Raw genomic sequence first — 12636 nt, forward strand, 5'->3', positions numbered from 1 at the left:
CTGCCATGCGTGTATAAACGCCGTTTCTTTTTGACTCCGATTTATTTCTCTATCTCGCTAAGCAGATCTTTGATATCCAGAGCCCGGGTGTACATTTCAAGGGAGCCATCGGCTTGATGAGGCCATTGTTCCTGTGGGCGATCCCAGTAGAGTTCTACCCCATTCCCGTCAGGGTCGTCCAGATAAATCGCCTCAGAAACGCCGTGATCACTGGCACCTGTTAATGGGTACCCACTTGCGTAGAGACGTTTGAACAGGATGGCCAGATCTTTTCTTGTAGGATAAACGATCGCGGTATGGTACAAACCGACACTATTCTGATCAGCCCTGCCGGCGCCTCTGCTGTGCCAGGTATTCAAGCCGATGTGGTGGTGATACCCGCCTGCGGATATAAACGCCGCCTGACTCCCGTACATCATGGTTACTTCAAAGCCAAGCAGATCACGGTAAAATGCCAGTGAGCGTTCCAGATCGGCTACTTTGAGATGAACATGACCGATGCGTGTTTTAGCAGGTATTTTGTAGGATTCCATATATGCAATCAGATTTTACAGACTAATGCAGACTATCGCAGCTATTACAAATCTAATTAATCTTTTCCTTGGGTTTGCATAATAAAACATAGCAGCCAGGGTCAGGAAGATCTTCTGGTTTTGATCATCTTAATCTGCTTATTTAAAGTTCCGCCCTTTGTGGAATGAGTCGTGAGCCACCTGCTCACGCACCTGGGTGCGTTTATTTTGCGCAGTATAGGGGACGGTCCCTGGAGCCGGAGCAGACGATGGCAAGACCGACATGTCATCTTCTGATCGCTGAACAAGCTTGCCAAGCAGCTTTGTCAGATCAAAACACTTACGAACCACTACATGGACCACCTTTCCTTCCCGCTGAAGCTTACCTTCTACCATCAGCAGCCTGGCCTGCAAGATCTCTTTCCGGTAGGTCTCAAAAAGCTTTTCAAAAACGACCAAATTGCTGAATCCTGTTTCATCTTCAATGGTAATAAAACAAACACCCCCGGCAGTTCCGGGCCGCTGCCTGACGAGCACCAGTCCGGCAACCTTTACAAGCTGTCCATCGGGGATATCTTCGTTGATTGTCTTAGTGGGCAGGATGCGAAGCATTTCCAGCTGCTGACGTATGAAGCTCACCGGATGGGCCTTCAGAGATAGGCCCACCGTCGCATAATCCTGCACCACATGCTCGCCGGGGGTCATTAAAGGGAGTTCCACCTGGGTCTCCAACACGCTTTCCGAAGGTTGCCCCTTGAATATCTGCACCGGCATGTCCTGCAGGGCAGAAACCTCCCACAATGCTTTTCTCCGGTCTAATCCGATAGACCGGAAGGTGTCGGCATCAGACAAACGCTCTAAGCTGCCCATGGATATACCGGCATCTCTCAGGACGGTAATGCTGCTGTACCCGGCTCCTCGATGGGCAACAAGCAGATCCATCTCTTCTTTAGCCAGGCCTTTGATCTGCCTGAATCCTAACCTGATAGCATAATATCTTCCCGACTTCTCCTCCAGCAGATTGTCCCATTCAGAATAATTAATATCAGGAGGGCGCACTTCTACCTCATGTTTCCGGGCATCGATGACCACCTGTGCGGGCTGATAAAAACCCATGGGCATACTATTGAGCAAAGCAGCAGCAAAGGCATCCGGATAGTGGCATTTCAGCCATGAAGATACATAGACCAGCAGGGCGAAACTCGCCGCATGACTTTCGGGAAAACCGTAACTCCCAAAGCCCTCCAGCTGCTTGAAGATCTTTTTAGCAAACTCTTCGGTATACCCATTGGCCACCATACCGTTGATCAGCTTTTTTTCATATTGATTCACCAGTCCCTTAAACTTAAAAGTAGCCATACTGCGGCGCAGACCATCGGCTTCTGCAGGCGTAAATCCAGCTGCGACAATGGCAATCTTCATGGCCTGCTCCTGAAACAGGGGAACACCGAGCGTCCGGTGAAGGATTTCTTTTAACTCGGGCGAAGGATATTCAACCGGTTCTTCACCATTTCGTCTTCTGAGATAAGGGTGCACCATATCGCCTTGTATCGGTCCGGGGCGAACGATGGCCACTTCAATCACCAGGTCATAAAACTTCTCAGGTTTCAACCGGGGCAGCATAGACATCTGCGCGCGGCTCTCAATCTGGAAAACACCCAGCGTATCGGCCATACTGATCATATCGTAGACCCGCTTATCATCCTGCGGGATATTGGCCAGGGTAAGATCCAGGCCATAGTGCTTTTTACAGAGATCAAAAGCTTTACGGATGCAGGTCAGCATTCCCAATGCCAGGATATCGACCTTCAGAAAACCCAGAGCATCAATATCGTCCTTGTTCCACTCGATATTGGTTCGCTTGTCCATCCTTGCATTCAGGATGGGACATAAATCCGTCAGCTTACCCTGGGTAACGACAAAACCACCTGTATGCTGCCCCAGCTGGCGCGGGAATCCCATCATTTGAGCCGTCAGTTCAAGCGTCTTCTTTAAATGCGGATCTGCGGGATTCAGTCCCTGTTCGGTCAGCCGCTTCCCTTCAAACCATTCGTCCGTAAACTCCCATAATGAGTTGGAGAGGCGGTTAATGGTATCTACAGATAAGCCCATGGCCTTACCTACATCGCGGATAGCCCCTTTCTGGTGCTGCTGCGTTACGGTGGCCACAATCGCCGCACGGTCGCGCCCATACTTCGTATAGACATACTGAATAATTTCCTCGCGACGTTCATGCTCAAAGTCGACATCAATATCAGGAGGTTCATTCCGCTCTGAGGAGATAAACCGCTCAAAGAGGAGATCAAATTTTGCAGGGTCCACAGACGTTATACCCAGACAGAAGCAAACCGCAGAATTGGCAGCAGAGCCGCGCCCCTGACAGAGAATACCCCTGCTTCGTGCTTCCCTCACAATATCTTCTACAAAGAGAAAGTAGTTGGCATAATCCATCTGCCGTATGTATTCCAGCTCTTTATTCAGCGTATCCCTTATCTTCTGCGGAATGGACGGCCCGTAGATCTCATGCGCCCCCTTCCAGGTGAGGTGTTCCAGCTCAGCAAGAGGAGTCCTTCCGTTGGCGTTGATCTCTACAGGATACACATACTGCAGCTCATCCAAAGAAAACGTGCAGGCTTCTGAAATTAGGAGGGCATGGCGTATAGCATCCGGATACCTGCGGAATAAACGGTGCATCTCTTCCACGAGCTTGATATACCGTTCTGAATTCTGGAACAAGCGAAAGCCAGCCTCGTGGATGCTGCACTTCTGCCTGACACAGGTCAGCACATCCTGCAGTTCACGGCGGGACGGATGATGATAATGCACATCGTTCGTTGCAACAAAGGGGATATCCAGTTGCCGGGACAGTTGTTCGATGCGGAAGATCCTCTTATCATCATCCCCCAGGTAAGAGCGCGTGGCCGATAAATACAGTTGCTTCCCGAGTGCTTCGCGGTACTCCTCTATAGCGGTTGTGAAAGATTCTTCAAAGCGGAATTGCCTGTTGAGCGATTTAGGCATCGGGGAAATAAAGATGATCCCTTTGGCATGCTGATAGACATCCTCCCGATAGAGATGACAGTCTCCTTTCTCTGCCCGCAGGTTCCCTTTGGTCAGCAGGGCAGACAGACGGCCATAGGCTTCCTTATCGGTAGGATAAGCGAGCAAGGAAGGGCCATCCAGAAGATCCAGGCGGCATGCAGGAATGATCTCAATATTCTTTTCCCTGGCGGCCACGTGTGCCCGTACGATGCCTGCCAGCGTATTGCGATCTGTAATGGCTATTTTTTTATATCCAAAAGCATCAGCCTGACTAACCAGCTCATCAGGGTGGGAAGCTCCACGCAGGAAGCTGAAGTTGGAAGTTACCTGTAACTCACTATAATTCATCTCTACTCTCCTTAGGCAAAAAATCCATGAATAAACCATTGGTACTCCTGATCAGAGGAATAATGTCCGGATCGAAACAGCCAGTAACGCTGCCCTTGTTCATCCTCCACCTGGTAATAGTCGCGGTGCTCCCCGGCATCAAGCCACCATTCACGCTCAATTCTTTCAGGGCCATCTGCTTTAACAATCTGGTGGCGCACGGCTTTGTAAACAAACAATCTGGGCGGATGATCCGGGATGAGAGCCATTACCTCGATCGGTTCGGGCCTGCTGAGCAGCTCTGTAGGCCGGGGCTTGTCGGTACGCCATGGGATCTGCGCACCTTCAGACATCGAAGCTGCATTTTTTATGGAACGTTCAGGCCAATATCTGGCATCGGGAAGATAGCGCTTGATCACATGAGCGCCGACTTTACCAGCCACACGATCAAGAAGCTGAATTACACTCTGATCATTTAAACCCGGCGTAGTCTTCCAGAGCACTTCCTGCGGTGCTGTAAGATCGTCTACCTGGGGGGCATCCAGTATAAAAAGTTCAATGCCCAGAGCAGGGCGGATCTGATCGATCTTGAGTTCGAAAAGCTTAAATAAATGGCTGACGCTATGCGTTGGTGCATTCGTTCCTATGTCAATCCCGACGACCTTACCGTCTACTCTGTAGCCTTTTAAAACTCCGGTACGCAAGCCCTTCCCCTCTTTTTCCAGGCGAAGACAGAGGCTCTCCAGCAAACGGGTGATGGCAATCTCAATTCCTTTTCGTGTTCGGATAGGCTCCAGACAAGGTAAACGCTCCTGAAATACGGTGGGTACATGAATAGGCTCCATGTGTTCATCATGAGTGCCCAGGGCTTGCCCCAATCTCAGGAGAAAGTCTTCTCCAAAGCGTCTCCTCAATACCGTACGGGGCATGCCCATGAAGCTTTTAACCTGATAAAAGCCCAGCTTCTGCAGCTTAGCCACAGTGGCTTTTTCTATCCGCAAGGCTTCGGGAGGCAGAGACATCAAGGCTTCCGCGTGAGCGCCGGGAGCAATCAGGGGCGTCACTTTCCCAAAGCGTGAGATGGCCCATGCAGCCCCAAGGGTATCGGCAATGGCCCCGCGCACGGTGTAGCCCTTCCCTTTCAGGCGGTTGATGATATCCTTCAGATATTCACGCTCCCCTCCCCATAAGTGGGGACAGCCACTGACCTCCATGTTTAAGCCGTCGGCAGAGAAGGTGTCAACTGCCACAAAAGGGGAATAGCGAATACACCATTCTCCAAGGGCTTTCATTAATTTGAGTGCCCGGCCAGGCTTCTCGTCGAGTACTTCCAGACCCGGACAAACAGCTTTTGCATCAGCAGCACGCATACCGACCTCTACGCCCCGGGACTTAGCGAGAACGCTTACGGCAGAGACAAGCATGCGACCATGATCAGGCGTGGCAAAGACAAAGGGAATACCTTTCAGCTCCGGTCGCCTGATTTCCTGCCAGTCAGCTAACAAATGGCAGAACCATATCGATACATAGCGCTTATTCATATCAACTGATCTGGCGGTATTCTTCATAAGCGGAAAGCTCTTGGGCGGCCTCAGTATCTATAGGCAGGAAGTGGTCACCGGCCCATTCAAGCACCCAGGTACCGGGACTGCCGCTTCGTACTTTCTGGAGTTCGATCTGCCATCTGGGAAAACCGATGCCAGGCATCTGATCTTCATTACCACTAGGCAAAGGGCAAATCTTCCAACGGGCAGTAGCAATATTACTTACAGCCTTACGGGCATCTTTGCGCAGGATAAAGCCCGTTACCCCATTCTTCTCCACAGCAAGCTGAAGCCGGCGGGATTCGGTGAGGTTAAGCGTATTGATTTCGGCTACTACAGCAGAAAGGCCATTACATTTGAGCGCCTCCTCCATGATCCAAAGGGCGTCTTGTTCTTTAGACACATCGATGAAAATGATACGCGCAGGATCTACATTGAACGTTTGGAGTGATGCAGGAAACAGTTTCCGGGATGTACTGATCCATATACATCCAGCGCCTTCTTTCATCAGGATGGAAAGAAGAGCTCCTATAAAGCCGTCACTCGCAGCAGCATGTTCAGGCGTGGTGCTAATAAATTCGTGAATAGCGCGGACAGGAAAAATGCCATTGGGAAAAGCGTCCTCTATCTCGCCAAGGCCCAATTGCTCTGCAGCACCAGACTCGCGGGGCTTATATCCCTGCCAGAGAAGAATATCTTTCTGTAATTTTTCAATCAGTTCCTTTTTTGCGTCCATATTCAAAGCCTTAGTTCCTCGCTGCCATCAAATCATCAATGTACAGCAAAACTAATGCTAATATTATTAGCAAATCAATAATGTTGAAAATTTTACCAGAAAGACCTGATTGGTCAGCTTGAAGCAGACCAGTGGCGTTGGTTAAAGAAATCAGAAGCTAATAATCAACAGGTTAGCTATCCTGCCTGATTGCCCGCTCATAAACCTCCTGATCAAACTCGTTCTCACTTTTAGCAATGACAATAGTGGCAACGCCGTTACCAATCATATTGGTAATAGCCCTTGCTTCAGACATAAACCTGTCTACACCCAGCAGAATAGCCATCCCTTCTACCGGAATAATCTTCAAGGCTGTCAGCGTAGATGCCAGGACAATGAACCCTCCGCCTGTAACGGCAGCTGCACCTTTGGATGTAACCATCAATATGCCCAGAACAGTGAGTTGCTGACTGAGAGACAGGTCAATATGAAAGATCTGCGCCAGAAAGATCACCGCCATTGATAAATAAATGGAGGTTCCATCGAGGTTGAACGAATAGCCGGTAGGAATAACCAGGCCGACAACCGATTTATGGCAACCAAACTGTTCCATCTTTTTCATCATGCTGGGCAAGACAGACTCTGAGGATGAGGTACCCAGAACGATCAGAATCTCCTGTCTGACAAACTTGAGATATTGCCATAGGCTGAACTTATACAGTCTGCAGATAGCATTCAGAATCACGAAGATGAAGAGGGCCATGGTAAGATAAACAGCAAACATGAGTTTGGCCATGGGCAGCAAGGATTGCAGCCCGTACGTTCCAATAGTAAAGGCCATTCCTCCGAAAGCGCCTAAAGGGGCCAGTTTCATGACAAACTTCATGATATTGAACAGGACCTGTGAGATCTTCTCAAAAGAGTAGATCAAAGGAGTACCCGATTCTTTCATCTGACTGAGTCCCAAGCCAAACAGAACGGCAAAGAACAGGATCTGGAGGATATCGCCCTTGGCAAATGCCTCCACCACATTATGAGGTACAATATGAGCGAAGAACTCCACCATATTGATTTCTTTCATGCTTCCTTCCGGAACTTTTACGGGAGATATGTTTGCAGTCAAGGAGGAATCCACTCCTACACCAGGTTGCATGACGTTAGCCACTACCAGTCCGATTGCAATGGCAATAGTCGAGACAATTTCAAAGTAAAGGAGCGCTTTGCCTCCTACCCTTCCCACCTTCTTCATTTCACCCATGGAAGCAATACCCAGAACAATGGTGACGAAAATGATGGGGGCAATAAGCATGGTGATCATATTGATGAACACCTGACTGATAAGTTTGGCCCATCCGGCGAATTGAGGATAGATAGAACCTACGGCAACGCCTACGAGGATTGCAACAATTACCTGAAATGTAAGATGTGAAAAAAGCTTTTTTAACTGGTTAGGACTCATAAGAATGTTTGGATGTGCTACCCATTACTTTGACAGCAATTCCGACACTTCTTACGACGAATGCATTCGGATCTATATTTATAGCACTTTTTTCTACTGTCGACAGGGACTTATCTGAAAAAGCCCTAACAACCAGTGATATTTTTGCTACTTCTTTAAAGCAAGCCATTTTTATTAAAGGATAACAGCTTGAAGATAGCTTAAATTATCATTTTTGATAGTATTGGCTTTTAAATATCTGGGATCTGATCAGATGGAATGAGAATTTTACCGAATGATTTGAGATGATATTACACTTATCAACATACGAACCATCCGGTAAAAATCAGATATTAATGAACATCTACAGGAACGGCAACATTCTTCTTGAATTTCTGCAGATACAATAAGGGTATCGAGAACAACATAATCAGTCCTGCTACCCAATAAGCGTCATCGTAGGTAAGCAGCAAGGTTTGTTTCACTATAGTGCCTTCCATAGCTTTGGCTGCCATATGTTCAGCATCACCAGCGGAAAAACCCTTACCCATAAAGTTTTTGATGAGCATGTTAAACCGTTCAACGAAAGCCGTATTGTACCCGTTGATGTGCGAAAGCAGGTTGTTACGATGAAAGCCCTGGCGTACATGGATCAGCGTGGTAAGGGCAGCAATCCCGAAGGAACCACCCAACTGTCTCATCATGTTATTCAGTCCTGAACCCTGTCCTATTTCCGGACCTTTCAGATCCTGAATAGCAAGGGTTGTGAGAGGCACAAACAACAGGGACATACCAAATCCTCTGATCACGAGGGGCCAGAAGAAATCGCCTGTTCCGGAAGAGAGCGTGGAGTTACTCAGCATCCAGCAGAAAACAAAGAACAGCAACATGCCTCCGGTAGCCATAAACTGTGCAGGGACACCCTTCTTCAGCATGATCCCGATAAAAGGCATCATGATAATGGTACATAACCCTCCGGGAAAGAGCAACTCCCCTGTTTGCAGAGGAGTAAAGCCTAACAGGTTCTGACAGAATATGGGGAAGATAAAGACGGAGCCATAGAGACCGAAGCCCAATACAAAAGAGGTGAACATACCCACGGAAAAACTCCGGTGACGCATGATCTTGAAGTTCACGATCGGGTGGTCTGTAGCCAGCTCCCGCCAGATAAATAGCAGGACGCCAAAGACCGATACCACCGACAATAGGGTGATATAAGGAGTAGCAAACCAATCCTCACTCTCGCCTTTTTCAAGAACAGTTTGTAAACTGCCCACCGCCAGAGCAAGTAAAGCTATTCCCCACCAGTCGATCGGCATCCCTTTACCCTCCTTAGGCGTGGCCCTGACAAACGTATAGGTACAATATGCGGCAAGTATCCCTACAGGAATATTCACATAGAAAATCCAGGGCCATGAGCTGATATCAAGAATATACCCCCCGATAGTGGGACCGACAGTTGGCCCAACAACCGCTCCCAGACCGAATAAGGCCGTCGCGATACCGACGTCTTCTCTGGGCCATGTCTCAATCAGGATAGCCTGCGCAGTAGCGATAAGTCCCCCTCCTGCCACACCTTGCAAAATACGGAACAGGATCAGTTCATCCAGGGAGGTGGCATTACCGCAAAGGAAGGACACGATTGTAAATACGATGATCGAGGTAAGAAAGTAGTTCTTCCGACCAAAGCGGTTACCCAGCCAGCCCGACATGGGTAAGATGATGACGTTAGCTACGGCATATCCCGTAGAAAGCCATGCCACGTCTTCCAGCGTTGCCCCCAGATTTCCCTGAATCTGTGGCAGCGCCACATTCACTATCGTTGTGTCGATGAGCTCCAGCAAAGACGCAGTGATCACCGTAAAGGTGATTATCCATTTTTTAAATCCGGTTTCCGCCATTATTTATTTGGTAAGGACTGATACTTTTACACTCATTCCGGGACGCAGCTTCTCCATTACCTCTTTTGAAGCGTTAATCTTAATCTTTACAGGGACACGCTGAACCACCTTCACGAAGTTTCCGGTAGCATTGTCGGGCGGTAAAAGAGAAAACTTAGCGCCAGTTGCAGGTGAGAAATTATATACTGTTCCCTCTATTTTGGCATCGGGATAAGCGTCGACCACTACATCAACCTTATTTCCCTCTCTGATGTCCTGTAGCTGAGTTTCTTTGAAGTTAGCTGTGACATAAATACTGTTTTCATTGACTACAGAGAAAAGAGTCTGACCAGCCTGCACCAGCTGTCCTCTTTGCACATTTTTCTTGGATACAATACCAGTAGCAGGTGCTTTGATGTGAGTATAGGACAATTGCAGTTTAGCAAAGTCCACATCTGCCTGACGCTGGTCAACAGCAATGTTGGTTACCTGTAGCTGTGACTGTGTGGTTCCCACCTGTTCATGTACCGCTTTGTACTGATCTTCTGCAGCCTGATAAGCAGCCTGTGCCACATCACGCTGTACCTTTGCCTGATCAAACTGTTGCTGAGGGATTGAACCATCCTTAACCAGATTGGCATAGCGCTTATAGTCCATGTTGGCCTGCCATAATTTCGCTTTCGCTGATTCAACCTGAGCTTTCGCACTCGCTGAATTCGCCACCATTGAACCAATCTGCGAACGCGACACGCCAATTCCTGCTCTTGCGCCATTTTGGGCCGCTAAAGCTTGTTCCACTTTAATGTTATAATCGCGGTCGTCAAGCTTGACCAATAACTGCGACTCGGTAACTTTCTGATTCTCCTCAAAGAATATAGAGTCCACATATCCTCCTACACGTGTTACCACAGGGCTGATATCTGCGTCAATCTGCGCATCATCCGTATCCACGTGATTGCTATAGTACAAATATTCCTTGACTCCGAAGATCACTCCGATGATGATCAACACTCCAAGGATAATAGGTATTACTTTTACAGGCTTCTTTTCGTTCTTATTCATTCTAGTATTGTTTCAGATTTCCGGTTGATTTTAATAATGTATAATATGCCAGCATGGCATCAGCCTTAGCAATTTCCAGATTGATTTCCGACTGGAAAAGCTGTGTATTGGCGTCTATTCGGTCGGTCACAGATGCGATGTTGTTCCGGTATTTCGATTCCAATATCTTGTCGTTCTCCCGTGCCTGAGCGATGGAGGTCTGCAGTATGCCGATGCGCTGTACCGCCTTCGTGTAGTTCTGGTAATCGGTATTGACTTCTGACTTTACCTGATCTTCGAGGATGCCTTTATTGATCAGGGTTTCCTCCTTCTGGATGGTTGCTTCAGCTACCTTGTTTTTATTGGTCCATAGACTAGCCATATTCCAGGAAACGGTAGCCCCCAGTGTTACAGGAGCCAGAAACCGGTTAGCCGAAGGAATAAACTTCCCGCTGGGGTTGATGTAATACATATTTGCTCCAACGCCCAGTGTAGGCAGAAGATCGGCTTTTGTGGATTTGATATTGAACTCTGCAACCTGTGTTCTCAGAGTATTCTGCTTAAGCTCCTCGCGGGCGGCCAGAGCAGTGTCTACATATTGCGCCAGATCTGAGTTCAGGGGATTCACTCCAGGCAGCTCAGCCACTTGTATGGTCGCTGTTTCGGGAAGACCCAGTAAGAGGTCCAGATTGTAGTTGACGATCCTTCTGTTATTCTCCAGATCGAGAGCTGTTAGCTGAACATTTGATTTTTGCAACTGAAAACGAAGGACTTCATTCTGAGTGATCAACCCCTGTTCAAAGAAACGCTGCGACTGTCTGATCTGTTGATCAATGACTTTCAGGTTCTGCTCAACAACCTTCTGACTTTGAATAACCTTGTACAGATTGAAATATCCATTGATGATATGGTAGGCTATTTCCTGCTTGTTCTTCTCTACATCCAGTCTGCTCACATCAGTCAGCAGCTCCGTAGAGAGCTTGGCAAACTTCAACTTATTGCCCTGAAATACCAGCTGCTGCAGAGACAGGGTACCGATGTATGCATCAGAACGGGCAGGCAGGTTGAACGGTTCACCCGCTCCGATTTGAAACTTATCGTTCAGAATTTCTGCGTGATTGTATGCCACACTCGCATTTGCAGTGGGGAGTACCCTGTCTTTTACCTGATTGTATTGAGCCACTGCTTCATCAATCCGGGTTCTCGACAACTTCAACTGCTTGCTGTTATCTAAACCCAGCCTGATCGCCTCTTCCAGGGATAGCGTTCTCTCCTGAGCCATGTCAGGAGTATTCAATGCGAGGCACAAAAATAGCGACGCACCGACGAATTTGTTAATCATCTTTTTTGTCTTAGTGTATGAGGTAAGCTTTTAATAAGTTTATGAGATGTTTTTTCATCCTGGGTTTGATCTGCTCCACCAGAACTTTCTCGTCTTCGACATCCAGCTCCAGGAATGCAGAGGACATACTTGGTGCGTTCATAATGTAGTACTTGGTACCCAGCAAACTGGCTATGAGCATTTCAACGTCGACGTCCTGATTAAAACTCCCGTTATCAATACCATCGGTAATGACTTTCTTGATTTCCATGACATTTTTCAGAAGCAAGCTGGTAATAGCCTGAGTATGTTCAGAGCGTTGTTGAAGGGATAGCTCCCGGTACACCAGCTTGTAAAAGCAACTGGTAGGCATGATGCGCTCGATATAGATATTTACACACTTCTCCAATTTTTCCCAGGAGGAGATGTTCTCCTCGTTAATATCGTGCAGCATCACCCCCAGAGTAGATGAACGACGTTCAAAGACAGCCTTGAACAGGCCATCCTTTGATCCGAAATAGTAGTTCAGCATCGCCATGTTAACGGAAGCCTCTTTGGCTATCAGCCTGGTTGAAGCGCCATCATAACCCAGTTCTGAAAAGACTTTTTCCGCTACTATCAGGATATGATCTTTCTTATCTGTTTTTTCTATTAGCATAATTTTGAAGCCCGCGAAATTAATCAATCGATTGATTAATTGTAACAAATAGACTACCAAAAAGCCTGAAAGATGTCCTGAATGCTGGTAATCAGCGCTTTTTTTACTTTGATATGTTATTGTTACAAGGCGTTTTCTGCCAATCTCAGATACACTAG

Annotated in this window: 9 protein-coding genes; all 9 read right to left on the minus strand. The window is 47.7% G+C overall.

The features are described 5' to 3' along the window. Positions 1 to 41: 41 nt before the first annotated feature. The 9 genes from ACO1NU_RS07860 to ACO1NU_RS07900 all read right to left on the minus strand — a co-directional run bounded on the left by ACO1NU_RS07860 (position 42) and on the right by ACO1NU_RS07900 (position 12478). Positions 42 to 533, minus strand: coding sequence for a VOC family protein (locus tag ACO1NU_RS07860; protein WP_448817927.1), 492 nt, complete (start codon positions 531 to 533; stop codon positions 42 to 44). A gap of 138 nt (positions 534 to 671) precedes the next feature. Beyond that, positions 672 to 3902 (minus strand): error-prone DNA polymerase, encoded by a 3231-nt coding sequence (locus tag ACO1NU_RS07865; protein WP_448817928.1) that lies wholly within the window; start codon positions 3900 to 3902, stop codon positions 672 to 674. 11 nt (positions 3903 to 3913) lie between these two features. Next, positions 3914 to 5422, minus strand: a complete 1509-nt coding sequence (locus ACO1NU_RS07870; RefSeq protein WP_448817929.1) for a Y-family DNA polymerase — start codon at positions 5420 to 5422, stop codon at positions 3914 to 3916. A 1-nt stretch (position 5423) separates the two neighbouring features. Next, entirely contained in the window at positions 5424 to 6161 is a 738-nt protein-coding gene (locus ACO1NU_RS07875) for an ImuA family protein (protein ID WP_448817930.1), read from the minus strand. Positions 6162 to 6333: 172 nt separating this feature from the next. Next, the gene (dctA, locus tag ACO1NU_RS07880) at positions 6334 to 7599 is read right to left on the minus strand and encodes a C4-dicarboxylate transporter DctA (RefSeq protein WP_448817931.1); all 1266 of its coding nucleotides are present in this window, start codon (positions 7597 to 7599) and stop codon (positions 6334 to 6336) included. Positions 7600 to 7931: 332 nt separating this feature from the next. Then, complete coding sequence (locus ACO1NU_RS07885; RefSeq protein ID WP_448817932.1) at positions 7932 to 9479, minus strand: DHA2 family efflux MFS transporter permease subunit; 1548 nt, start codon at positions 9477 to 9479, stop codon at positions 7932 to 7934. 3 nt (positions 9480 to 9482) lie between these two features. Further along, a complete protein-coding gene (locus tag ACO1NU_RS07890; protein ID WP_448817933.1) occupies positions 9483 to 10520 on the minus strand; it encodes an HlyD family secretion protein in 1038 nt (345 codons plus the stop codon). 1 nt (position 10521) lies between these two features. Beyond that, entirely contained in the window at positions 10522 to 11841 is a 1320-nt protein-coding gene (locus ACO1NU_RS07895) for a TolC family protein (RefSeq protein ID WP_448817934.1), read from the minus strand. A 10-nt stretch (positions 11842 to 11851) separates the two neighbouring features. After that, positions 11852 to 12478 carry a TetR/AcrR family transcriptional regulator gene (locus ACO1NU_RS07900; protein ID WP_448817935.1) on the minus strand — a complete coding sequence of 209 codons (627 nt, stop codon included), beginning with the start codon at positions 12476 to 12478 and terminating at the stop codon, positions 11852 to 11854. Positions 12479 to 12636: the final 158 nt, after the last annotated feature.

The sequence above is a fragment of the Arcticibacter sp. genome, from assembly GCF_053551015.1.